This is a genomic window from Pontibacter sp. FD36, assembly GCF_015686655.1.
Lineage (GTDB): Bacteria > Bacteroidota > Bacteroidia > Cytophagales > Hymenobacteraceae > Pontibacter.
The window spans coordinates 83653-106695 of the sequence record NZ_JADPMP010000002.1 but is presented as its reverse complement, the minus strand read 5'-3'; the positions used below and the strand labels follow the sequence as shown (position 1 = coordinate 106695).

Below are 23043 nucleotides of genomic sequence, written 5' to 3'. Positions count from 1 at the left end.
AAGGTACCCCATCTGGCTTTACACGACCTTAAAAATTGAAGTCTTCCAAGAGAAATGTTTTTAAAACCGATGTTTGTCCGAATTCTGTTAGCTTTGTAATAGATTTTTAACTACACGCATATAGTACTATGAAGAAAATAGCAGTCATTGGTTCGGGCACTATGGGCAACGGCATCGCCCACGTGTTTGCCCAGAATGGTTTCTCAGTTTCATTGGTTGACATTTCGGAGGAGGCGCTCAATAAGGCACTCGCCACTATTACCAAAAACCTCGACCGCATCATGGCCAAAGGCAACCTGACGGAAGAGCAAAAAAGCCAGACACTGGATCGCATCAGCACTTCTACCGACCTTAGAAAGGGTGTTCAGGGGGCCGACCTGATTGTAGAGGCAGCCACCGAAAATGTGGACCTGAAACTGAAGATTTTCAGAGACCTGGATGCGTTTGCCAAGCCAGAGGCGATACTGGCCAGCAACACCTCCTCTATCTCCATTACTAAAATCGCTTCGGTAACCAACCGCCCTGACAAAGTGATTGGCATGCACTTCATGAATCCGGTGCCGGTGATGAAACTGGTGGAGATCATCCGCGGCTACTCAACTTCTGACGAAGTGACCAGCCGGGTAATGGACATGTCGCTGCAGCTGGGCAAAGTGCCTACTGAGTGCAACGACTACCCTGGCTTTGTGGCCAACCGCATCCTGATGCCGATGATCAACGAGGCCATTTACTCCCTCTATGAAAGTGTGGCTGGCGTAGAAGAGATCGACACGATCATGAAGCTAGGTATGGCGCATCCGATGGGACCACTGCAACTGGCAGACTTCATTGGGCTGGACGTATGCCTTTCTATCCTGAACGTGCTGCACGATGGCTTCGGCAATCCTAAATACGCACCTTGCCCACTGCTCGTGAACATGGTGCAGGCCGGCCACAAGGGCGTGAAGTCAGGACAAGGCTTCTATTCCTGGACACACGGCACGAAAGAGCTTCTTGTGGCGGACCGTTTCAAGAAAAAGCATTTCGCTCAATAGTATGGCACAGACCTTTAATGTAGTGGGCTGGTTTGAGATACCGGTGACAGACATGCCACGGGCCATTCGTTTTTACGAATCTGTACTCGGCTATACCTTGCAATACCAACCGATGGGCGTAGAGGAAATGGCTTGGTTCCCCTGGTCAGATGAAGGCGCCGGTGCTCCCGGTTCTTTGGTAAAGAGCGAAAAGCACTATACTCCATCAACCGAAGGCACACTAGTATACTTCTCCTCCCCTTCAGGCGATCTGGCTAATGAACTGGCGAAGGTGGGGCAGGCGGGTGGAAAAGTACTGCAGGACAAAACCCTGATAGCAGAAGACATTGGCTTCATGGCCTTGTTCCTCGACACCGAAGGCAACCGTATTGCCCTGCATTCAAGAGGCTAAATTGAAGGGTCACCTTAAAAAAACAGAAATCCCCCAGCTGTATCAGCTGGGGGATTTCTGTTAAATAAAGGGAAGTATAGAAACTAAACGGCTACTGCGTTTTCACGAAGTGCATCGTTGAGCGAAGTTTTCAGATCAGTACTCTCCTTGCGCTGGCCAATAATCAGGGCGCAAGGCACCTGGAAGTCGCCTGCAGGGAATTTCTTGGTATAAGAACCAGGTATTACCACGGCACGCGGCGGCACATAGCCTTTGTATTCCTTCGGCTCGCTGCCAGTCACGTCAATGATTTTGGAGCTGCCTGTGATAGTTACACCCGCACCGATCACTGCTTCTTTGCCAATGCGGCAACCTTCAACCAGGATGCTGCGCGATCCGATGAAGGCTCCGTCTTCAATAATCACCGGGGCTGCCTGTACTGGCTCCAGCACGCCGCCCAATCCAACACCACCACTCAGGTGCACATGCTTGCCTACCTGCGCGCAGCTGCCTACAGTCGCCCAGGTATCCACCATCGTTCCCTCTTCTACGTAGGCGCCAATGTTCACGTAAGATGGCATCATGATCACACCTTTGGCTAGATAGGCACCATAACGGGCCACAGCATGCGGTACGACACGCACACCCAACTCAGCATAATTCTTCTTCAGAGCGATCTTGTCATGAAACTCAAACGGCCCCACTTCGATCGTTTTCATGGCCTGGATCGGGAAGTACATCAGCACCGCCTTCTTCACCCACTCGTTTACTTTCCAGTCGTCACCTGCCGGCTCTGCCACACGCAGACGTCCTTTGTCAAGCTCTTCTATGACAGCGCGAATCGCCTCAATCGTATTCTGTTCTTTCAGCAAGTCACGGTTTTCCCAGGCCTGCTCTATTATCTGCTGTAATGCCATGCTATTTTTCGTTTTTAGAGAATGAATGCGTAAAAGTATTAAATTTAGGCGATGTCTGAAAAGAGAATCCTGCTGGCCTCGCTCCTGAAACCTATAAATGATACCCGACTTTATGAAAAGCTGGGCTCGTCACTAAGCAAATTAGCAGACGTGAGCATCCATTTAGCCGGTTACGCAGCGCCTATACCTGCCGGGGCACCCGCCAACATGCACTTCTACCCGATCTTCCGGTTTCGCAGGCTGAGTGCCGGCCGTATGGCTGCCCAGCGTGACTACTACCGTCTGCTGCAGCACATCAGACCACAGTTAGTCATTGTAGGCACACACGAACTGTTGCTACCTACTCTGCTGTATAAAGCCAGGTATGGCACCCGGATCATTTATGACATACAGGAAAATTATAGCCTCAACTTGCGTGCGCAGCACAACTACAGCTGGCCTCTCAAGCACCTGCTGGCCTTGGCGGTACGGAGTGTTGAAAAGATAGCAGCCAGCCACACTGATCACTTCCTGCTGGCTGAGACCAGCTATGCCGATGAACTACCCTTTATCAGCAACCGCTATACCTTTATCCAGAACAAGTACAAAGGCAATCCGGTACAGCCTGCAACACCAGTCAGCCTGCCACCTGCCAGGCAGTTGCGCCTGATCTACAGTGGCACTATAGCGGAGGAGTACGGGGTATGGGAAGCCATTGGGCTGGCAAAGCAACTGCAGGCGGTTCGGGGCAATGTGAAGCTGACCATTATCGGTTACTGTGCCAGCAGCCATACCTTGACAAAACTCAGAAAAGCCTGCCAGGCGCTGCCCTACGTGGAGCTAATAGGCGGTGACAAACTGGTACCGCACCAAGACATTCTGCAGCAGGTACAATGTAGCCACATTGGCTTGTTGCCCTATCGACCCAATGCCAGCACATTCCGGTGCATCCCTACTAAGCTATATGAATACATGGCCTTCGGACTACCTATTCTGATCCAGGAAAACCCTTTGTGGAAAGGTATAGTAGAGGGAAACGACGCCGGTATATCTGTTGACTTTAGCCAAATAAACGTAGACGGGCTTACCAGACAATTGAACACTAGCGCCTTTTATCGGTCAGGTATACCTGCTTCCATTTACTGGGAAAGCGAAGAAGTAAAACTGTTGCATGTCATCAACCAACTACTATCTCAGGTATAGACAGAATTAAAAATAATTTTTAGACGAATCTAAATTGAAATAGAATCAGTATATTTGTAAAGCTAAACCTTATATTATGCGAAATTCAAAGATAGCTGGCGTAGGCCATTATGTACCTGAGAAGGTGGTCACCAATTTTGATCTGGAAAAACTCATGGAAACTTCTGACGAATGGATCCGTGAGCGAACAGGTATACAGGAACGTCGCTACTTCCAGGAAGGAGTAGATACCACCTCCAATATGGGAGCCAAGGCCTCCATGAAAGCACTTGAAATGGCAGGCCTGAAGCCTGAAGACGTAGACATGATCGTGTTTGCCACCCTCAGCCCGGACTATGTGTTCCCTGGCTCCGGGGTGCTCATGCAACGTGAAATGGGTCTGAAAGAGATTCCAGCACTAGATGTGCGTAACCAGTGCTCTGGTTTTGTGTATGCCCTCTCAGTAGCCGATCAGTTCATCAAAACCGGCATGTATGACAATATCCTGGTGGTGGGCTCCGAGATTCACTCGAACGGCCTCGACTTCTCTACCCGCGGCCGTAACGTATCGGTGATCTTCGGTGACGGTGCAGGTGCAGTGGTCCTCACTCCTTCTGAAAGCAACGAGCGCGGCATCTTGTCCACGCACCTGCACTCCGATGGCGAGTTTGCTGAAGAGCTGGCTGTGATTGATCCGGGCAGTACCAAAAAGGACCGCCTGACGCATGAGATGATCGATGAAGGCACGATTTACCCTTACATGAACGGCAACCAGGTGTTCAAACATGCCGTGACACGCTTCCCCGAAGTAATTGAAGAAGCACTTAACAAAAATGGCTATAAGGCATCTGATGTAGACATGCTTATACCTCACCAGGCCAACCTGCGCATCACGTCTTACATACAGCAGAAGATGGGGCTGCCAGCCGAAAAAGTGATGAGCAACATTCACAAGTATGGCAATACCACCGCAGCTTCTGTACCGATCGCTTTGAGCGAAGCCGTGCAGGAAGGGCGCATCAAAGAGGGAGACCTGGTATGTATGGCAGCTTTCGGCTCTGGCTTCACCTGGGCCTCTGCGCTTATCCGTTGGTAGTTTCTGATTTAGTGAATGAGTGAGTTAGCGAATGAGTGATTAAAAGATTGGAAGGTTTGGAAGATGGAAAGTAAATGTATGTTTTTGAGCACATCTCTACCTTACAAATCATGTACTTAAAATCGTTCAGATATCCGTTCGAATCGGTACAAAACCACAATCAACAATTTAATCATCCAACAATTAAAAACTCACTCATCCACTCAATCACTCACTCAATAAAACCCATACCTGTGCATAGTTTTACTGAAGAAAACTACATCAAAGCCATATACAAACTTTCGGATGGCGGCAACCGAGAGGTGAACACCAATGCCATAGCCGATGCGCTGGACACCAAGGCTGCGTCGGTAACCGATATGCTGCGGAAGCTCAGCGCCAAAGGTATAGCCGACTATGTGAAGTACCGTGGCGTGACGCTGACCGGAAAAGGCGAACGGGTGGCTTTACAGATCATCCGCAAACACAGATTATGGGAGGTCTTTCTGGTCGAGAAGCTGAAGTTCAACTGGGATGAAGTGCACGATATGGCGGAGGAACTGGAGCACATCAACTCCGATCTGCTCATCAGGCGGCTCGATGAGTTCCTGGGTTATCCAAAATTTGACCCCCACGGCGACCCGATTCCTACGGAAGACGGCGAGATGAATACCAAGCAGCAGCGCCTGCTCGCTGAACTGGAAGTGAACAGCTCCGGAACCGTAGTAGGCGTCAATGACTCACAGCCGCTCTTCCTGCAGTACCTTGACAAAATGGGGATATTCCTGGGAGCCAAGATTAAAGTGATAGATAAAATACCTTACGACAACTCACTGGAAATAAACCTGGAAAACAAAAAGAACCTGGTCATCTCCAGTGAAGTAGCCCGAAATATTTTCCTGTCTGCCTAGCATGAAAACCACTGCTCTATTACTGAATCTGCTGTTGGTTCTGCTGTTGGGTACGGCCTGCACCCAGGTTGATACCCGAGGCGAAGTGCCGGCCGGAAAGCGGATGCGAGTCGTGACCACGACAGGTATACTGAAGGACGCCGTTGTGAATATAGTAGGCGACGCGGCTGATGTAGAAGCGATCATGGGCAGCGGCGTAGATCCGCACTTATACAAGGCTACGCAAGGCGACCTGAACAAGCTGACCGAGGCGGATGTCATCATCTACAACGGGCTGCACTTGGAAGGCAAAATGGGAGAAGTGCTGGAGAAACTGAGCCGTTATAAAACGGTATTGGCCGCAACGGCAGGTATACCTGAAAGCCATCTTTTAAAGTCTGCTGAGTACGCCGACAGCCATGACCCGCATGTGTGGTTCGATGTGTCGCTCTGGATGCAGGTCGTTGGACACCTAAGCAGCGAGCTGCAGAAAAAAGACCCTCAGCATGCGACGGTATATCAGGCACAGACAGCAGCCTACCTGCGTGAACTCTCAGCACTGCACAATGAAACCAAAGCCGCCATTGCTTCTATACCTGAGCAGCAACGCATCCTGATTACGGCGCACGACGCTTTTGGCTACTATGGCGAAGCTTACGGCATAGAGGTGCGCGGTCTGCAGGGCATCTCCACCTTATCTGAGTTCGGACTGCAGGATGTGTCATCCCTGGTCAAGTTCATTGTAGCTAACAAGATCAAAGCAGTGTTTGTGGAGTCTTCTGTGTCACCTAAGGCCATTGAGGCGGTGGTACAGGGCGCTAGCAAACGCGGGCATACCGTGCGTATTGGCGGCACGCTGTTCTCGGACGCCATGGGCGAAGAGGGAACACCTGAAGGCACCTATACAGGAATGGTGCGACATAACACGAACACGATTGTAACTTCTTTAAAATAAGAAGTCTAGCATATGATACTTCAAGTAAAAAATCCAGTTGTAGAAGTACACGACCTGACGGTGAGTTACGACCGCAAACCGGTGCTGTGGGGCATTGACCTCACCTTGCCGGCCGGTGCGCTCGTGGGTGTGATTGGCCCGAACGGTGCAGGCAAGTCTACCCTGATTAAGGCCATGATGAACCTGCTTCCGGTGAGCAGCGGCTATGTACGCATCTTTGACCAACCGCTGAAGCAGGTATACAGCCGCATCAGCTATGTTCCGCAGCGGGAGTCAGTGGACTGGGATTTTCCGGCTTCGGTATTTGATGTGGTGCTCATGGGCAGGTATGGACAATTGGGGCTGTTCAAGCGTCCGCGCAAAGCTGACAAAGATGCTGCCATGGAGGCGCTCGAGAAAGTGGGGATGCAGGGTTTTGCCAACCGGCAGATCTCGCAACTTTCCGGTGGTCAGCAGCAGCGGGTGTTCCTGGCTCGGGCACTGGCCCAGAATGCAGACATCTATTTTATGGACGAGCCCTTTGCCGGCGTTGACATAGCAACCGAAACGGCCATCATCCAACTGCTTCGCCAGATGCGTGATCAGGGTAAGACCGTGATTGTGGTGCACCATGATCTGCAGTCCGCCTCTGAATATTTTGACTGGGTGGTGCTGCTCAACATGCGCCTGGTAGCCTCCGGCCCTACCGAACAAGTGTTAAACCAGGAACTGTTGGAACAAACCTACGGCGGTAAACTCACCCTGCTCAGCAAGGTAGGCGACCTCCTCCGTAAGCAGGAATTTCCGGCAAGGGAGAAGAGTTAAATTGTTGATTGTTAATAGTTGTGATGCAGGACTTCCTAGAATTTTTCTCCTTCACTGATGCCAACATACGGTACGTGGCGCTGGGCTCGGTGCTGCTGGCTGCGAGTTCGGCAGTGGTAGGCTGCTTCACGCTGCTGCGCAAGCGAGCGCTGGTAGGTGATGCTGTGGCACATGCCGTACTGCCAGGTGTCTGCTTGGCCTTTATCCTGTCTGGTACCAAAAATCCGTTCATACTGCTGATCGGCGCATTCGTGACAGGCTGGCTCTCGCTAGTGGTGATCGATTTTATTACCTCCCGTTCACGGATTAAAGAAGACACGGCCATTGGACTTGTGCTCTCGGTCTTTTTTGGTATCGGAATCCTCTTGCTCACCGCCATACAGCAGACCGGCAACGCCGCTCAGAGCGGACTTGACAAGTTCCTGTTTGGCAGTGCCGCTTCGCTCATCGGCGAAGACCTGATCGCTTTTGGTGTAGTAGCTGTGCTGCTTCTGGTAGCGGTGGTGCTCTTTTACAAAGAACTTACCCTGCTCTGTTTCGACCAGGCCTATGCCCGCACCATCGGCTTTCCGGTGCGCGGACTGGAGCTACTGCTCACGACGCTCACAGTTTTTGCGGTGGTAGTCGGCATACAGGCAGTGGGCGTTGTGCTGATGGCTGCCATGCTGATCACACCTGCTGCTGCTGCGCGCTTCTGGACAGAGAATCTGAAAGTCATGCTGATACTGGCCGCTCTGATTGGGGCATTTTCAGGTATAGCAGGAGCCTTTGTCTCTTATACAGCTCCTTCAATGCCAACAGGCCCCTGGATTGTGCTGATCGTATCGATGATCGCGATCCTGTCGTTTGCCCTTGCTCCCGGTCGCGGCTGGATTGCCCGCATCCTGCGGCAGCGGCGCAATAAGACGCGCATTCTGGAAGAAAACCTCCTCAAACTGCTCTACCAGCTAGGTGAACTCCGGCAGGACTATGACAGTGCCCGCAGTTTGGAAGAATTACTGGAAAGGCGCAACATACCCAGGAAAGAAGCCATAAGCGGATTACAGAAGCTAAAGCGGCAAGGTTATCTCCAACAAGAGAACAAGCGCTGGTTGCTGACGCCTGAAGGCGAAAAACGCGGTCGCCGTGTCGTGCGACTTCACCGCCTCTGGGAGCTATACCTGACCCAGTATCTTAACCTGGCCTCCGACCACGTGCATGAAGACGCCGAAACCATCGAACACATTATCACGCCGGAACTGGAGCAGCGCCTCATCGAAGAGCTTAATTACCCTGATCTCGATCCGCATAGTGCGAGAATACCTTAAGGGATTTAGTAATTAATGAATGAGTGGTTGAGTGATATTCTGGCGTTTAAGGGGTTGGGGCTTTTAGATATGATGAGGTGTAAGATTAGTTCGTAACGAAAGAGGATATGAAAAAATTGGCAATAAGATGATTCGTAAAATTTTTGAAGCAGCAAATCTTAACCTTTCTCTCGTCCCGAGATAATCAGGTAGCTGATATTTACAACTGTTTCATTTCGGAATCTTCAAATCATTTAAACCACTCATTCGCTCCATCACGCATTCGCTAAATAAAAAAACATGAACGCATTCTGGATCATATTGACGGGAAGTCTGGTAGCAACATGCTGTAGTCTGTTGGGTTGTTTCCTGATACTGCGGCGGATGGCCATGGTGGGCGATGCTATTTCGCATGCCGTGCTGCCGGGCATTGTGATCGCTTTTATGTTTACGGGCTCGCGTGACACAATTCCAATGCTAATCGGGGCCGGACTGCTGGGCGTGCTCACTACTTTCCTGATCGAGTTCTTCCACCGCTTTGCGCGGGTACAGGCCGATGCGGCCATTGGCGTTACATTCACCTGGCTGTTTGCCATCGGCATCATCCTGATTTCCGTATTTGCCGGTCAGGTGGACCTTGACCAGGACTGCGTACTTTATGGCGAGATAGCCTATGTACCGCTCGACCTGATCATCACCGAAGGAGGCCTGAGCATGGGACCGCGCACAGTCTGGATGCTGGCGGTAGTCACGCTGCTGATCGGCTTATTTATTGTACTAGGATATAAGGAGCTTTTCCTAACCACCTTTGACCCGGCTTTTGCGGCAGCCATAGGCATTTCCACTACCCTCTGGTACTACCTGCTGATGGGTGCCGTATCACTTACGACGGTGGCTTCATTTGAGTCGGTAGGTGCTATTCTGGTGGTGGCCTTTCTGGTTGCTCCTCCTGCCACGGCTTACCTGCTTACCGACGATTTCAAGACCATGCTGGGAACCTCGGTACTCCTGGGGATTATCGCCTCATTTGCCGGGTACTATCTGGCGGTTTGGCTCGATGGGTCTATTGCCGGCGCCATCGCTACTGTGACAGGTTTAGAGTTCCTCCTGGCCTTCCTGTTCTCGCCAAGCCATGGCAAACTGCGTAGACAAAAACGAGTACAGACTGTCGGACACTAGACTGAAGATAAGGTATAAAGCAATGTATATGGAAAGCAACTCTTTAGGCGTTCTGATTCAAAGATAACCCACTATGCTACAGAAAATCCTACTTTTGCCTTTGCTCATGCTTATACTGTCAGGCTATACTTGGCACAAGGCAGTGACGGCTGAGCCTATCACTCAGAAAGGCGCTACAATTAACTGGATCAGTATAGAAGAAGCCGCTGAAAAGATCAAGAAGCAGCCTCGCAAAGTTGTGGTTGACGTCTACACCGATTGGTGTGGGTGGTGCAAGAAGATGGATAAGTCTACCTTCACTGATCCTGCGGTGGTGGCTTACATTAACAAGAACTATTACGCCGTGAAGCTTGACGCTGAGGGCAAAAAGCCGATCACCCTCAATGGTCATACCTATACCTTCAAAGAGCAATACCGTGCCCACGAGTTGGCTGTAGCCCTGCTACAGGGACAGATGAGTTACCCGACTACCGTATACCTGGACGAAAAGTTTAACATGCTCACACCAGTGCCCGGGTACCTCGATGCAACCACTTTCCACCAGATCCTAACCTATTTTGGGGACAACCATCACAAGAGTAAAACCTGGGAAGAATATACTAAGAAGTAAATTCTGAAGGTGGAACCCACGTTTCATGCGGGGGTAGAATCTCCCTATTTCAAATACGCAGCATTACAGCATGAGAGTCGATTTTGAGCCTGATTTAACCGAGCTTAGAATCAGTGAAGCCTAAGGAAATCCATAGAGCAAGTCAGACAGCTCTTCAGATATCACGCTTCATTCCTGATAAATGCGTAATTTTACGGTTATAACAAGCAGCTATACCTTGACCAATCAGCTCATACATACCGATACCATTACAGCGGTAGCTACAGCGTCCGGAACAGGCGCCATCGCAGTGATCCGCCTTTCAGGCCCGGAGGCCATTACCATCACCAATTCAGTTTTCAAAGGAAAAGATCTCACTAGACAAGCCAGCCATACCATCCATTTTGGAACCCTCCGCGATGGCGAAAAAATCGTTGATGAAGTACTCGTTTCGCTGTTTGTGGCCCCTCACTCCTACACCAAAGAGAATGTGGTGGAGATTTCCTGCCACGGCTCCGACTTCATCGTGCAGCAGATTATGCAGCTGCTCCTGAAAAAAGGGGCTCGCCTGGCCAATGCCGGGGAGTTTACAAAACGCGCTTTCCTCAACGGACAATTTGACCTGGCCCAGGCCGAGGCCGTGGCCGACCTGATCGCTTCGGACTCCGCTCTTTCGCATGAAGTGGCCATGAAGCAGATGCGCGGTGGTTTTTCGCAGGAGATCAAGCGACTGCGGGCCGAACTAGTGCACTTTGCCTCCATGATCGAGTTAGAGCTTGACTTTGGCGAGGAAGACGTGGAATTTGCTGATCGTGACCAGTTGCGCACCCTGATCCTGAACATACAGCAGATCATTCGTGAGTTGCTCAAGTCATTTGAATTGGGCAATGTGATCAAAAATGGAGTCCCGACTGTAATCGTGGGTAAGCCAAATGCGGGCAAGTCCACCCTGCTCAACAAACTGCTCAACGAAGAAAAAGCCATTGTTTCAGATGTGCCGGGTACGACCCGCGACTTCATCGAAGACGAGATTAACATCGGCGGTGTCACGTTCCGCTTTATCGATACAGCTGGATTGCGCGAAACGACAGACAAAGTAGAAGCTATTGGCGTGGAGCGCACCATGCAGAAGCTGAGCCAGTCCTCCCTGATTATTTATCTGTTCGACATCACTGACACGACGCCTGAAGAACTGCAATCGGAACTGGAAATACTTAACCCGAAGAAGTTACCTTTCCTGCCTGTCGCGAATAAGATTGATCAGGCCTCACCCGAAAAACTGGCTGCTTTTGCAGGTATAGAAGGGCTGGTGCAAATCTCTGCAGCGGAGGGTGCCCACCTGGAAGACCTGAAACTGGCACTCGTTAACAAAGTAAACCTGGGCAAACTGAATACGCAGCAGCAAACCATCGTGACCAACCTACGCCATGTTGACAGCTTGAACAAAACTTACCAAGCCTTGGATGATGTGCTGAACGGACTAGCCTTAGGTATGAGCGGTGACCTGGTGGCAGCTGATATACGGCGTGCGCTTTACAGCCTTGGCCAGATTACGGGCGAGATCACAACGGATGATCTGTTGGATAATATTTTCACGAAATTCTGCATCGGCAAATAGGTCGACTCAAAAACCGCTTTTTTAGAGCGTATGACACGATTTTAGAAGAATTCGACAGGCTCCCAACCTGTTTTAAAGGAAGAATTTGTGACGTTTTTGTTACGAATTCTTCCTTTTTCATTTTAACGCAGCTTAGTGGCGAAATTATGTCCACTACAGTCCACACCTGTCCGTTGCTGACATCCATAGACCTTCATGGTCCATTAACATGAGCAGCAATATCAGAATCACACGCAAATGCCAATACTGCGGGAAACAGTTCATAGCAAAGACTACTGTTACTAAAAACTGTTCTGATTACTGCGCCAAAAGAGCCTACAAACAGAGGTTAAAAGAACACAAGATTACAACGACTGAATTAGAAACTGGTGCCACCTTCCAAGTAATTGAGAATAACCTTCACGAAAAGGCATACCTGTCCATAAAGGAGGCTGCCACCCTTTTCGGGATATCTACAAGAACAATAAGCAGGATGATAGCAAGCAAAAAACTACCAATAATTAGATTTAACAATAGAATAATATTACAAAAGGAAGAACTTTTAAGAAAATTAAAAATATTTTAAACATTTCCTTTTCTCGATTCCATAATGGAGGATTTTGAAATTTTTTACTCTATTAAAATGGAAAAGAATACCACAGATAAACAACAACAAGCACTGTATGAATTGCAATTACTTCATCTGAAAAGCATGACTAAAAAGACACTTTGGGAAACAGATATTATTACTCAGGATGATGCTGCATACCTATTGGACATCAGCAAAGAAACTCTTCGTGAAAGAGGCATTCGATACAAGCAGATAAGAGATGGCAACAAAATTTATTACTCTACTAAACAATTACGTGAAGCACTCACAACATCAGAAAGATTTAACACAGCAAATACAAGCAGTACAGAGAAATTATTTAACAGTTACCTATAATTATAATTTACCATGAATATAAAATTAAGACTACGCAAGAATAAAAAATTCACAAGCATTTATGCAGATATCTACTATGGCTTTAAACAAAGAGAATATGTCAAATTGGGAAAACTATATCCAGAAGAAAGCAATCCTCAAGTTAAACAGATGAATGATGAAGCCAAGGCAAAAGCTATGAAGTTTGTTGATGATTTTCTCAAAGGCAACAACCCACACGCATTTGGTGCGAAATCGAACTTAACACTAAGTTCTGATTTTGCAGAATACTTTAAACTTTATGCGGAACAAAAACGGGATGTAGGTCAACAGCAATACATCTCTTCCTACAACCACTTCAAAAATTTCATTGGTTCAATGGCAATAAAGTTCAGTGATTTGACAGTAGACTTAGTCAAAAGCTACCATGATTATCTCTTTAATAAAGCATTATCACGAAAGCACCAGCGACTTAGCAACAATTCTGCTTTAGCTTATTTTGAAAAATTTTCTGCTGTGATTAACGCTGGTATTGAGGATAAGATAATCACATCAAATCCAGCACATCATATAAAAGGAAGAGGAAAATATAAACAACCTCAACGGAGTTTCTTATCAAAGCAGGAGATAGACAAACTTAAAGCAACATCATTTGAAAAGCATACGATGTTGAAGAAAGCATTCATCTTTAGTTGCTTCACAGGTCTTCGTTTTGGAGATGTACTTAGTCTAAGAATCAAAGACATTTACTCTATTGATGGTGAAGCATATGAATGCTCAATCAGAATGGGTAAAACTGGTGAATATGTTGCAATACCTATTACTAAGAAAACCATGGACTATATCAAAGATGAGTTTAATGGTAAACCTAATGATAAAGTTTTCAAAGGGCTACGCTACAGCCAGTCAAATGTAATCATCAATAACTGGATTAAAGAGGCAGGTATAAATAAGCATATAACGTTTCACAATTCACGCCACAGCTTTGCGTGTAACCTACTGAATAACAACACAAATATCGTCCATATCAAAAACCTGCTTGGACACAGGAGCATCAAGACTACAGAGATTTATGCTAAATCAACTTCTGGAAAACTCAGGAGCGCAGTAGAATCATTGGATGATTAAGTTCCAAAGAGTAGCTGGCGTAAATAATCAAATCTACGCCAGCTACTAACTTATTGTACTGATTGCCAACTTCTTCACGGAGTCGATGTCATTACGAAAGCTTGGATAATTGACGAAATTAAAGCCCAAGAGCAGCTTAATACGACATTAGGCACGAGCATAAGTTTGGGCTTAGAAAACTCGCTTAATGGCTTTAAAAGCTGGATGAAAGGTCGAAGAAAAGAGAAGATTGCGCAGGTACTATCTGAAGAAGACCAACATGTAAGTCTTAATACTTGGTAGCAGTTTCAAAAGTTTTTCGTTATTTTAGCAGTTGCTTAAATGATAAACTGATAAAATGGAAATCACCTGTATAAGAGAAGAAGCGGACGAAAGCCAGATAAAGCGGTGCAGAGAACGTGTAACAGAACTCAGCGGCTCCTTTGAGGAACTGTCACAAGGACTTGAACTGGCTGGCAACAACGTAAGGATGAAGATTCTCTTTCTGCTCTACGAAGAACAGAGGCTGTGCGTGTGCGACCTGAGCGATGTGCTTGGCATCACTGTCTCTGCCGTTTCGCAGCACCTGCGCAAACTCAAAGACCGAGACCTCATCAAACCCAAAAAAGAGGGCAAGACCATCTTCTACTCCCTCACTCCGCAGTACGAGCAACTGCTCAGACCATTCTTCAAGCTACTGGAAGGCAACAAAATATTTGAACTGGCATGAGAACAGAAAGCAGATTCATCGGATTGGGCGTGCTGAGCGCAGTCGCAGCCTCCCTGTGCTGTATCACCCCCCTGCTGGCATTGCTTGCTGGCACGAGCGGTCTGGCATCATCGTTTTCATTTTTGGAACCGTACCGATACGTGCTGATAGGGGCGACAGTGCTGACTCTCGGGGTGGCGTGGTATCAGAAGCTTCGCACGCCCTCCCAAACCGACTGCGACTGTGAGGCAGATAAGCCAGGCTTCTTCCAGTCAAAGCCCTTTCTGTTGCTGGTCACGGTCTTCGCAGCCGTGATGCTCGCCTTCCCCTCATTCTCCCATGTGTTCTACCCAAGCCCGAAGCAGGGAGCGCAGACACCAGCAGCAGGCATCAACACCACCAGAACCGTGGAGTTCAGCATCAGCGGCATGACGTGCAGCGGATGCGAGGCGCACGTGGAGCAGGAGGTGAATGCGCTGAGCGGCATCGTGAATGCGAAGGCATCCTATGACAGCGGTAATGCCGTGGTGGAGTTCGACAGCACCAAAACCAATGTGTCAGCCATCAGGGAAGCCGTATTGAGAACTGCTTACAAGGTAACAAAACAAAAAGAAAGATAGCTATGGAACAACAGTTTGACTTAATCATCATCGGGGGTGGCTCCGCTGCCTTTGCCGCAGCCATCAGAGCCAATGACCTGCAACTCTCCACGCTTATGGTTAACGGTGGCTTGCCTTTGGGTGGCACGTGCGTAAACGTGGGCTGCGTGCCTTCCAAGTTCCTTATCAGGGCTGCCGAGAGCGTGCGGCATTCCATGCACTCCCCTTTTGATGGAGTGCAGCCCAAGGGTGCCGAGGTTAATTTTAAAAGTATCATCCAGCAAAAGAAGGCACTCGTCTCAGAGATGCAGAGCCGTAAGTACCTGGACCTGCTGGCTGACCTGAAAAACCTGACCGTGCTGGAAGGGCATGCGGAGTTTGCAGACAAGAACACTGTTACAGTTAACGGTGAATCATATAAAGGAATAAAAATAGCCATTGCCACAGGCTCCACCACTTTCATCCCACCCATTGATGGTCTTTCGGATACTCCCTACCTTACCAACGACACCCTCTTTGACATGGAAGAGCAGCCTGACTCGCTTCTCATCGTGGGTGGAGGCTACATCGGCTTAGAAATGGCGCAGCTTTACAACCGCTTAGGCACAAGGGTCACTGTTGTCGAGGCGTTAGACCGTGTGCTGGCAACGGAGGAAACAGACGTAACGGATGAACTGACAAGGCACCTGAGTGCCGAAGGCGTGGATATCAGGACTGGTGCTGCCATCAGGCGAGTGTGGCAGGAAAGCGGTATGGTCAAAGCTGATGTTGAGGTAAACGGTCAAAACCAGACCCTTGAAGCCTCCCATCTTGTTGTTGCTACTGGAAGGAAAGCAAACACCGATAGCTTAGGTTTGGATAAAGCAGGTGTGGAAACAGGTAGGAAAGGACATGTGATGGTGAATGAGTACCTTGAAACGAACGTGCCTAATATTTATGCCATCGGAGACGTGAACACGCACCCACCGTTCGTCTATACAGCAGCTTATGAAGGTACGACAGCGGTGGGCAATGCCTTCCAGGGCGCAAGCCACAAGGTAGACTATAGTGTATTGCCTTGGGTGGTCTTTACTGACCCACAGGTTGCTGGCGTGGGCATGGACGAAGAACAGGCTAAGCAAAAAGGTGTACCCTATGAGGCAAGCGTGATGCCATTGTCGGAGGTTCCACGAAGCATTGCGGCATTGGACACCCGTGGCTTCATCAAACTGATTCGCAACAGCGAGACCGACCAGTTAATAGGCGCAAGGATAGTGGCACCAGAGGGGAGCGAACTGACGATGGAGTTGAGCCTTGCCATCAGGTATGGTATAACGGTGAAGGAACTCGCCTCGGCACTCCACCCGTACCTGACACTGGCTGAGGGCGTAAAGCTGGCAGCCATGTCTTTTACAAAAGACGTGAAGAAAATGAGTTGTTGCGCTGGTTAATAACCAATGAGCGAGAAACTGCTCTCAAAGTTGCTATGAATGCAAAAACAAAAAGAGTTGCTTAGTATCAGGCAACTCTTTTTTCGTATTCAATCTTCAATTTTATGTAGTTGTCAGTTCCTTCTCCTTGCTATACAATTTCCGCTTGAACCAGAAGGCTACATTAACCAGCAGTATCAGCGCAGGCACCTCCACCAGAGGTCCAATCACGCCAGCAGCGGTGTCCAGACGAAGTTGATAAGAAGGCTTATGGTTACGAACCTCTTATGCAGGAATCCTTGCTTTAGCCCTCTTAGCGACATGGCTAAGAACAAGCCGTAAAGCATCAGGAACGGGATGATGAAAGAGGCTGCATGCGCTTCTACAAGAGGTATCTGCGTAAGCAGCAACCCAAGCAGCACCGCTACCAGAATGATAAGGGTGTGGAGTTTGTTTAGAAGACTCATAAAGTGTTCGCTGTTGCTAAAAATGCGGTTCATGCGAGAGTTAAAGTTACTGCAATAATCCTTTTTTCACAGTCTACCCTTTTACGCTGAACTTCCAACGGACATACTATACAAGAGGCAGGACAGTAGCATTGTGGCTTATTGTACATGCAGGAAAACAAATGGTTACTTGACAGCTACCCCCGATGATGATTCACCCATACATGGATGGAGTATGTCAGTAAATGAAGTCAGTTAAACAATCTATGCCATGTTCTGGTGAAACTGGACGAGTAATCTTACTACTTTATAACTACAATCATGAGTTACAGGAGTCACGAACCAGGAGCAGCTTAATACCACCTTAGGCACAAATATAAGCTTAGGCTAATAAAACTCGCTCAGTGGCTTTAAAACGTTGATGAAAGGTCGAAGAAAGGAGAAGATTGCGCAGATACTGTAAACAGATATCGTTTCTTGTAAGCTGCGTATCTTATTTGATGTCGCTGATTCAGAAGTATCAGCACAAACTATGTTTACTTGTTAACTTAATCGAAAACGGAACCAACTCCTGAAGTTCGCTCCCTCAGAGTCAGGATGCTTCCGTTAGGTGGAAGCCAACGAGTAGAAGCAACACGTTGAAACTGAATTTCAGAATCTGTATCTTTGCAGCGTGAAAGTCTTTACTATCATATTAACCTTGTTAATCGTAACGCTCTCGGTTTCGCCTTGCTGCATCACCGACAACTGCGCCACTGAAGTTAAGACTGAGAAAACCGATAGTAATGAAGATGAAGCCGATGTCTGTTCGCCCTTCTACAGTTGCTCGTCCTGCATCGGTTTTACACTGACATGCTTTACAGCAGAGCCAGTTTCGCTTTCTACCCCGAGCCACAACCTCTTTACGGAATACAGGCAAGAGTTCTTCCATAAGTACTACCATTCCATCTGGCAGCCACCAAAATTAAGCTAATGCCATAAAAGTGACCTTGTCACCTGACATGCGGTACCCTTATGTATCGTACCTAACTCCTATCAAAGCATTAGACAAAAAAGAATGAAGAAGTACATCTTTGTACTGCTCAGTTTATTGAGCAGCACGATGGCGTATAGCCAGAATACATTGAAAGCTGTCCTAAGGGATAGCGAAACAAATCAACCGTTAGTCGGGGCGACCGCTGCCGTTCAGGGAACAGCAATAGGTGCCAGTGCCGATGCCAATGGAGAACTTGAACTAAGGAACATCCCTGATGGAAAGCAGGTAATCAGGTTCGGCTATATCGGGTATGAGGACAGGGTGGACACCCTTAACTTTCCGCTCACTCAGTCAACTCCGCTTATAGTGTTGTTGGAGCCAGGTGGTGAAGAACTTGAGGAAGTAGTGGTCACCACTACCCGTAGCAGCCGAACAATAGAGGACATTCCGACCCGTGTGGAAGCCATCACACTGGAAGAACTTGGTGAGAAGGCGAACATGAAACCAGGAGATATCAGGATGCTGTTGAGTGAAAGTACTGGCATCCAGACACAGCAGACATCAGCTACAAGTGCCAATGCCAACATCCGTATCCAGGGCTTGGATGGTCGCTACACACAGATACTACAGGATGGGTTTCCGCTCTACTCTGGCTTTTCAAGCGGTCTGAGCATCATGCAGATTCCACCGCTCAATCTCTACCAGGTAGAAGTTATCAAAGGTAGTTCTTCCACCCTATACGGTGGGGGTGCGATAGCTGGTCTTGTCAACCTGATAATAAAGAAGCCAACCGAGGAAGGGGAACTGAGCCTGATGGCAAACGTTACCAGTGCCAACGGGCTTGACCTGAGCGGTTTCTACGGCAAGAAGTTAGGTAAATTCGGTGTCACCGTGTTTGCTTCCAGAAACGCTAACCAAGCCTATGCCCCTGCCGACATCGGTTTTTCCGCTATACCAGAGTTTAAGCGTTACACGGCAAACCCCACACTCTATTATTACCCAAGCGACCGCACAACGCTTTCGTTGGGTGTAAACGCATCGCAGGAAGACCGTTTGGGAGGCGATATGCGCTTTATCGACAGAGAGGAAGGTGAGTTCTACTTTGAGCAAAACAACACGGAACGCCTGTCCACGCAGTTTAATTTGGAGCATCGTTTGTCAGAGCAGTCTCTGCTGTCGGTGAAGAATAGCCTGAGTTTCTTCAACAGAAACATCGCAGTGCCTGACTATGGCTTTGATGGAGAGCAGACTGCCAGTTTCAGCGAAGTGGCATATAGCCTCAACTGCGAAAAAAATGATTGGGTGATAGGCGCAAACCTCTGGACTGACAACTTCTCCGAGCGGAATGCCGATGCCATTGGGGCGAGAGACTACGACCTCACCACAATCGGTGCTTTTGCACAGAACACGTTTACGCCAGCGAAATGGTTTGTACTGGAATCTGGTCTGAGAGCCGACTATGTCACCCCTTCGCCAGCCAACAAGACCAGGGGGCTTTTTGTGCTGCCACGGGTTTCGGCTCTGTTCAAGCTAAGCGACAGGCTTACCTCCCGTATCGGTGGTGGCATGGGCTATAAGACACCAACCATATTTACGCAGGAGGCAGAGGATGTTACCTTCCGCAATATTCTTCCGCTGAACATCAGCCAGACAGAGGCTGAAACCTCCATAGGTGGTAACGCTGACATCAACTTCAACACCTTCATCGGGGAAGAGGTCACCTTCAGCATCAACCACATGTTCTTTTATACTTATCTGAACAGTCCGCTCATCCTCACGCTGCGACCAGACAACCTGTATGAGTTTCAGAACGCCAACGGGTACGTGGACACCAAAGGCGTGGAGACCAACATGAAGTTCGGCTACGAGTGGGCGAAGCTGTTCCTTGGCTACACCTACACCGATGCCAGACAGCACTACAACGGAGAAGTGAATGACATGCCGCTTACGCCCAAGCATCGGGTGAACACGGTGCTGATGCTGGAAAAGGAGGACAACTTCCGCATCGGTCTGGAAGCCTACTACTTCTCCCCACAGCGGTTGACAGATGGCAGCAGAGGGCGTGATTACTGGATAAACGGAGTGATGATAGAGAAAATGTTCGAGAGGTTTTCCCTGTTCCTCAATTTCGAAAACATCTTCGACACCAGGCAAAGCAGGTTCGGCAGCATCTATACTGGCAGCATGAGAAACCCTGATTTCAATGAAATTTATGCGCCCGTGGATGGCAGGGTAATAAACGGTGGCATTAAACTGAACATTTTATAGTTACCGCTATGGAAAAATCTACTTTTAAAATACAGCACATGGACTGCGCCTCCGAAGAGAACATGGTGCGCATGAAGCTTGATGGCGTAACCGCAGTTAAAAGCATGGACTTCGACTTGCAGAAGCGAGAGGTAACCATTTTTCATTCTGGTGAACTTGAAACCATAGAAGCCCATATCAATGAACTCGGCTTAGGCTCTTCCCTGCTCTCAACCGAAAGCACAGAAGAGGATTTTGTGGCAGAGGATGCACAGGGTCAGAGGAAGCTTCTGTGGACTGTACTGCTGATTAACTTCGGGTTCTTCGTAGTGGAAATGACCACGGGTATCATCTCCAAATCCATGGGGCTGGTCGCTGATAGCCTGGACATGCTTGCAGATGCACTGGTGTACGGGTTGAGCCTGTTTGCGGTAGGCAGTACTGTCACCAGGAAGAAAGGCATAGCAAAGGCAAGCGGTTACTTTCAGCTTACGCTGGCTGCGGTCGGGTTTATAGAGGTAGTGCGCAGGGTAATCGGAGATGAACCGATGCCAGACTTCGGTACTATGATAGTGGTGTCCATTCTTGCTCTTGCTGCAAATGCGTTCTGCCTTTACCTGTTGCAAAAAGGCAAGAGCAAAGAAGCGCACATGCAGGCTTCCATGATTTTCACATCGAATGACATCATCATCAACGGTGGCGTTATCCTGGCTGGTGTACTGGTTCTGTTAACGGATTCAGCCTTACCTGACCTGATTGTAGGTGCTGTTGTCTTTGTAATCGTTATCAGGGGAGCGTTCAGGATACTTAAATTGGCGAAATAGGCTTAAGAACAACCTGGTAAGAGTCATTATCAGGTTGTTCTTATTCGTCATTCGGTTCACTATATGTACAAATAATATGACCTTAGTTAAAATTCAGATGCTTCGTGGTAAGTGCGTTAGACATCCACGTAATTAGCTAAATGTCACCAATAAATACCTGAAATATCGACAATACCAGAAATATAAATTAGTTAGTCTACGCTACTGACATACTCCTTTACTTTACTAATCGTAGACATACCGCAACGACACAGCCTTTTGATTTCGCTGTAACTCATCCCCTGCTTTAAGTACTTCTGGATGTCTTTGTGCTTAGCCAGAAACTTCTCTCTGCTCTCCACCGTGCCGACCAGCCTTCCAGTGTGAAAGCCTTGCCTCTTCCGCTCCTGGATGCCACTTTTTATTCTGCTCGATAGTTGTTCAGATTCCAGACGTGCCAAGTCACTCACAATCGTTACAATCAACTTCGAAAAAATATCGTCCTTGGGGTCGCCTGCATTGAGGGTGATGTTCAGATTGTGAATGTATAGTTTTATCCGCTGTTCTTCCAGTTGCTTTAGTAAGGTCAGCGTTTCATGGGTATTTCTTCCCACCCTGGACAGTTCGCTTACCATGATAGCTTCGGCATCACTCTCTGCTACATACTTCAACATTGCCTGCAACTGTTTTCGCTCTTCCATCTTCTTCGAAAATCCTGATATTTTTTCGGAAAAGACTTTAACTACTTCAAAGCCCTCAACTTTTTTCAGGTCGTTCACCTGGCGTAGTGTCGATTGCTCCTGTGTGCTTACTCGTGTATAGATAACCGCTTTCATAGTATATGTCTTATTATACTTAGCACTCCTAAAATAGCAAGTGTTATAACAAGAGTAAATCTATATCTAATTTCCTACATATACCAGGCTCTGGCGATATTTTGGGAGTAACCTTTTAACGGGAGTAAAATGATTGGGATAATGTAAGTAACTTAGCAACTGGAAGTGCTATGACAAAGGGGGCGTCTACTATTGTGAGACTAAATAAAGCAATGGACATCTCATAAGAAGTTATAACTGGTTAAAAGCACTTCTACAAAATCAGGAAAGTGGAAAGCGGAAAGTATGTTTGCACTTTCCGCTTTCCACTTTCCTGATTAGAATCATTAAGTATAATAGATTATAATTTACTTTTCTTAACTACTACAACCAACATTTACAATGAGCAAAAAATCAGCAACAGAAAACTTCTTCAAGACACTGGCTACTCTCAATATTAATATACAGAAGCACGCTTTCATAGATGATGAAGTATCAGAACTTTACTATGACGACTATTACCCTGGTCAAGAAGGCGAATCCGAAGCTTCTCTGGAAAAACAGTACAGACTGTTCACTAATGAAGTGGAGAGGGATTTGAATGATAAGCCGAATCCTATAATCTACATGAGAAACCTGAAGCGGAAGTTCGATGAGGCTGAGAGCCTATTCAACTCTAATCGGGAAAAAGAAGAAAAAAACCTGAACGCACATCCTACCATGCCCACCAGCAAGGTAAGCTTCTTTCAGACAATGGCTGAACAGCAAAAGAAGTTTATCAAAAGAACCGCAGACTACATAGATGATATGCTGTGGGAAGTTAATCCTGATAAGGAAAGCGGTGATGGATTTCAACTGAAGTTCAATATGCCTAAGCAAGATGTCATAACACTCTTCATGCTTTTGGAAGGCGCAGGTTTATTAGAAAATAATATTGGGTCAAAGCCAATGGAATGGTTTCTTGAGAAATATGTGCTGTGGCAGGAAAAAGGAAGTGATGGGGAAATTACCTACAAAAAGATGAAGGCAGTCTCCACAACGTTAAGCAAATTGAGAAGACGTGATGTAGATGCAGACGTACTCGCCAGACAAATAAAAGAAGATATAAGCACTGCTGAGGTAGAAGACAGAAGTGATAGGTAATTGATAA

At 47.7% G+C, this 23043-nt stretch carries 24 protein-coding genes; 21 read left to right on the top strand and 3 right to left on the bottom strand.

Going from position 1 to position 23043, the window contains the following annotated elements:
• Positions 1–128 precede the first annotated feature (128 nt).
• A complete protein-coding gene (locus tag I0P70_RS02875; protein WP_196114697.1) occupies positions 129–1034 on the top strand; it encodes a 3-hydroxybutyryl-CoA dehydrogenase in 906 nt (301 codons plus the stop codon).
• Position 1035: 1 nt separating this feature from the next.
• A complete protein-coding gene (locus tag I0P70_RS02870; protein WP_196114696.1) occupies positions 1036–1425 on the top strand; it encodes a VOC family protein in 390 nt (129 codons plus the stop codon).
• An 83-nt stretch (positions 1426–1508) separates the two neighbouring features.
• Here the strand turns inward: I0P70_RS02870 and I0P70_RS02865 are convergent, their stop codons facing one another.
• Positions 1509–2321 (bottom strand): 2,3,4,5-tetrahydropyridine-2,6-dicarboxylate N-succinyltransferase, encoded by an 813-nt coding sequence (locus I0P70_RS02865; protein WP_196114695.1) that lies wholly within the window; start codon positions 2319–2321, stop codon positions 1509–1511.
• Between the two features lie 51 nt (positions 2322–2372).
• Here I0P70_RS02865 and I0P70_RS02860 point away from each other — a divergent pair, with 51 nt between their 5' ends.
• From I0P70_RS02860 to merA, 15 genes are all read left to right on the top strand, one after another.
• A complete protein-coding gene (locus tag I0P70_RS02860) occupies positions 2373–3503 on the top strand; it encodes a glycosyltransferase (RefSeq protein WP_196114694.1) in 1131 nt (376 codons plus the stop codon).
• Between the two features lie 76 nt (positions 3504–3579).
• The gene (locus tag I0P70_RS02855; RefSeq protein ID WP_007658843.1) at positions 3580–4578 is read left to right on the top strand and encodes a 3-oxoacyl-ACP synthase III family protein; all 999 of its coding nucleotides are present in this window, start codon (positions 3580–3582) and stop codon (positions 4576–4578) included.
• A gap of 233 nt (positions 4579–4811) precedes the next feature.
• Positions 4812–5468, top strand: coding sequence for a metal-dependent transcriptional regulator (locus I0P70_RS02850; protein ID WP_196114693.1), 657 nt, complete (start codon positions 4812–4814; stop codon positions 5466–5468).
• Position 5469: 1 nt separating this feature from the next.
• Positions 5470–6402: a metal ABC transporter solute-binding protein, Zn/Mn family gene (locus tag I0P70_RS02845; protein WP_196114692.1), complete on the top strand. Its 933-nt coding sequence runs from the start codon at positions 5470–5472 to the stop codon at positions 6400–6402.
• Positions 6403–6414: 12 nt separating this feature from the next.
• A complete protein-coding gene (locus I0P70_RS02840) occupies positions 6415–7206 on the top strand; it encodes a metal ABC transporter ATP-binding protein (RefSeq protein ID WP_196114691.1) in 792 nt (263 codons plus the stop codon).
• A 23-nt stretch (positions 7207–7229) separates the two neighbouring features.
• Positions 7230–8513 (top strand): iron chelate uptake ABC transporter family permease subunit, encoded by a 1284-nt coding sequence (locus I0P70_RS02835; RefSeq protein WP_196114690.1) that lies wholly within the window; start codon positions 7230–7232, stop codon positions 8511–8513.
• A gap of 279 nt (positions 8514–8792) precedes the next feature.
• Entirely contained in the window at positions 8793–9671 is an 879-nt protein-coding gene (locus tag I0P70_RS02830) for a metal ABC transporter permease (RefSeq protein WP_196114689.1), read from the top strand.
• 73 nt (positions 9672–9744) lie between these two features.
• Positions 9745–10281, top strand: coding sequence for a thioredoxin fold domain-containing protein (locus I0P70_RS02825; protein WP_196114688.1), 537 nt, complete (start codon positions 9745–9747; stop codon positions 10279–10281).
• A gap of 181 nt (positions 10282–10462) precedes the next feature.
• Positions 10463–11878 carry a tRNA uridine-5-carboxymethylaminomethyl(34) synthesis GTPase MnmE gene (mnmE, locus tag I0P70_RS02820; protein WP_196114687.1) on the top strand — a complete coding sequence of 472 codons (1416 nt, stop codon included), beginning with the start codon at positions 10463–10465 and terminating at the stop codon, positions 11876–11878.
• 208 nt (positions 11879–12086) lie between these two features.
• Positions 12087–12443 carry a helix-turn-helix domain-containing protein gene (locus I0P70_RS02815; RefSeq protein WP_196114686.1) on the top strand — a complete coding sequence of 119 codons (357 nt, stop codon included), beginning with the start codon at positions 12087–12089 and terminating at the stop codon, positions 12441–12443.
• A 57-nt stretch (positions 12444–12500) separates the two neighbouring features.
• The gene (locus I0P70_RS02810; RefSeq protein ID WP_196114685.1) at positions 12501–12803 is read left to right on the top strand and encodes a hypothetical protein; all 303 of its coding nucleotides are present in this window, start codon (positions 12501–12503) and stop codon (positions 12801–12803) included.
• A 12-nt stretch (positions 12804–12815) separates the two neighbouring features.
• Entirely contained in the window at positions 12816–13910 is a 1095-nt protein-coding gene (locus tag I0P70_RS02805) for a site-specific integrase (RefSeq protein ID WP_196114684.1), read from the top strand.
• Positions 13911–14247: 337 nt separating this feature from the next.
• Positions 14248–14619 carry a metalloregulator ArsR/SmtB family transcription factor gene (locus I0P70_RS02800; protein WP_196114683.1) on the top strand — a complete coding sequence of 124 codons (372 nt, stop codon included), beginning with the start codon at positions 14248–14250 and terminating at the stop codon, positions 14617–14619.
• The gene (gene merTP / locus I0P70_RS02795; protein ID WP_196114682.1) at positions 14616–15218 is read left to right on the top strand and encodes a mercuric transport protein MerTP; all 603 of its coding nucleotides are present in this window, start codon (positions 14616–14618) and stop codon (positions 15216–15218) included. The genes I0P70_RS02800 and merTP overlap by 4 nt, the downstream gene beginning before the upstream one ends.
• 2 nt (positions 15219–15220) lie before the next feature.
• Positions 15221–16627: a mercury(II) reductase gene (merA, locus tag I0P70_RS02790; RefSeq protein WP_196114681.1), complete on the top strand. Its 1407-nt coding sequence runs from the start codon at positions 15221–15223 to the stop codon at positions 16625–16627.
• A 206-nt stretch (positions 16628–16833) separates the two neighbouring features.
• On the opposite strand, the gene I0P70_RS02785 is transcribed toward merA, so the two are convergent.
• On the bottom strand, positions 16834–17073 hold the full coding sequence (locus I0P70_RS02785; protein WP_230391958.1) for a hypothetical protein: 240 nt from the start codon (positions 17071–17073) through the stop codon (positions 16834–16836).
• A gap of 652 nt (positions 17074–17725) precedes the next feature.
• On the opposite strand from I0P70_RS02785, the gene I0P70_RS02780 reads away from it, so the two are divergent.
• The 3 genes from I0P70_RS02780 (at position 17726) to I0P70_RS02770 (ending at position 21099) form a co-directional block, all read left to right on the top strand.
• Positions 17726–18025 (top strand): DUF6660 family protein, encoded by a 300-nt coding sequence (locus tag I0P70_RS02780; RefSeq protein WP_370583172.1) that lies wholly within the window; start codon positions 17726–17728, stop codon positions 18023–18025.
• A gap of 84 nt (positions 18026–18109) precedes the next feature.
• On the top strand, positions 18110–20296 hold the full coding sequence (locus I0P70_RS02775; RefSeq protein ID WP_196114678.1) for a TonB-dependent receptor domain-containing protein: 2187 nt from the start codon (positions 18110–18112) through the stop codon (positions 20294–20296).
• Positions 20297–20304: 8 nt separating this feature from the next.
• Positions 20305–21099: a cation transporter gene (locus I0P70_RS02770; RefSeq protein WP_196114677.1), complete on the top strand. Its 795-nt coding sequence runs from the start codon at positions 20305–20307 to the stop codon at positions 21097–21099.
• Between the two features lie 191 nt (positions 21100–21290).
• Here the strand turns inward: I0P70_RS02770 and I0P70_RS02765 are convergent, their stop codons facing one another.
• Positions 21291–21914, bottom strand: a complete 624-nt coding sequence (locus I0P70_RS02765; protein WP_196114676.1) for a recombinase family protein — start codon at positions 21912–21914, stop codon at positions 21291–21293.
• Between the two features lie 381 nt (positions 21915–22295).
• Between I0P70_RS02765 and I0P70_RS02760 the strand changes: the two genes are divergently transcribed.
• Entirely contained in the window at positions 22296–23036 is a 741-nt protein-coding gene (locus I0P70_RS02760) for a hypothetical protein (RefSeq protein WP_196114675.1), read from the top strand.
• Positions 23037–23043 lie beyond the last annotated feature (7 nt).

Coding starts and splice junctions, on each gene's coding strand:
- mnmE (WP_196114687.1), top strand. CDS start 10,463: ATGCGTAATTTTACGGTTATAACAAGCAGCTATACCTTGACCAATCAG.
- I0P70_RS02775 (WP_196114678.1), top strand. CDS start 18,110: ATGAAGAAGTACATCTTTGTACTGCTCAGTTTATTGAGCAGCACGATG.
- I0P70_RS02770 (WP_196114677.1), top strand. CDS start 20,305: ATGGAAAAATCTACTTTTAAAATACAGCACATGGACTGCGCCTCCGAA.
- I0P70_RS02805 (WP_196114684.1), top strand. CDS start 12,816: ATGAATATAAAATTAAGACTACGCAAGAATAAAAAATTCACAAGCATT.
- I0P70_RS02830 (WP_196114689.1), top strand. CDS start 8,793: ATGAACGCATTCTGGATCATATTGACGGGAAGTCTGGTAGCAACATGC.
- I0P70_RS02810 (WP_196114685.1), top strand. CDS start 12,501: ATGGAAAAGAATACCACAGATAAACAACAACAAGCACTGTATGAATTG.
- I0P70_RS02825 (WP_196114688.1), top strand. CDS start 9,745: ATGCTACAGAAAATCCTACTTTTGCCTTTGCTCATGCTTATACTGTCA.
- I0P70_RS02785 (WP_230391958.1), bottom strand. CDS start 17,073: ATGAGTCTTCTAAACAAACTCCACACCCTTATCATTCTGGTAGCGGTG.
- I0P70_RS02765 (WP_196114676.1), bottom strand. CDS start 21,914: ATGAAAGCGGTTATCTATACACGAGTAAGCACACAGGAGCAATCGACA.
- I0P70_RS02870 (WP_196114696.1), top strand. CDS start 1,036: ATGGCACAGACCTTTAATGTAGTGGGCTGGTTTGAGATACCGGTGACA.
- I0P70_RS02845 (WP_196114692.1), top strand. CDS start 5,470: ATGAAAACCACTGCTCTATTACTGAATCTGCTGTTGGTTCTGCTGTTG.
- I0P70_RS02760 (WP_196114675.1), top strand. CDS start 22,296: ATGAGCAAAAAATCAGCAACAGAAAACTTCTTCAAGACACTGGCTACT.
- I0P70_RS02835 (WP_196114690.1), top strand. CDS start 7,230: ATGCAGGACTTCCTAGAATTTTTCTCCTTCACTGATGCCAACATACGG.
- I0P70_RS02860 (WP_196114694.1), top strand. CDS start 2,373: ATGTCTGAAAAGAGAATCCTGCTGGCCTCGCTCCTGAAACCTATAAAT.
- I0P70_RS02865 (WP_196114695.1), bottom strand. CDS start 2,321: ATGGCATTACAGCAGATAATAGAGCAGGCCTGGGAAAACCGTGACTTG.
- I0P70_RS02815 (WP_196114686.1), top strand. CDS start 12,087: ATGAGCAGCAATATCAGAATCACACGCAAATGCCAATACTGCGGGAAA.
- I0P70_RS02855 (WP_007658843.1), top strand. CDS start 3,580: ATGCGAAATTCAAAGATAGCTGGCGTAGGCCATTATGTACCTGAGAAG.
- I0P70_RS02840 (WP_196114691.1), top strand. CDS start 6,415: ATGATACTTCAAGTAAAAAATCCAGTTGTAGAAGTACACGACCTGACG.
- I0P70_RS02800 (WP_196114683.1), top strand. CDS start 14,248: ATGGAAATCACCTGTATAAGAGAAGAAGCGGACGAAAGCCAGATAAAG.
- I0P70_RS02875 (WP_196114697.1), top strand. CDS start 129: ATGAAGAAAATAGCAGTCATTGGTTCGGGCACTATGGGCAACGGCATC.
- merA (WP_196114681.1), top strand. CDS start 15,221: ATGGAACAACAGTTTGACTTAATCATCATCGGGGGTGGCTCCGCTGCC.
- merTP (WP_196114682.1), top strand. CDS start 14,616: ATGAGAACAGAAAGCAGATTCATCGGATTGGGCGTGCTGAGCGCAGTC.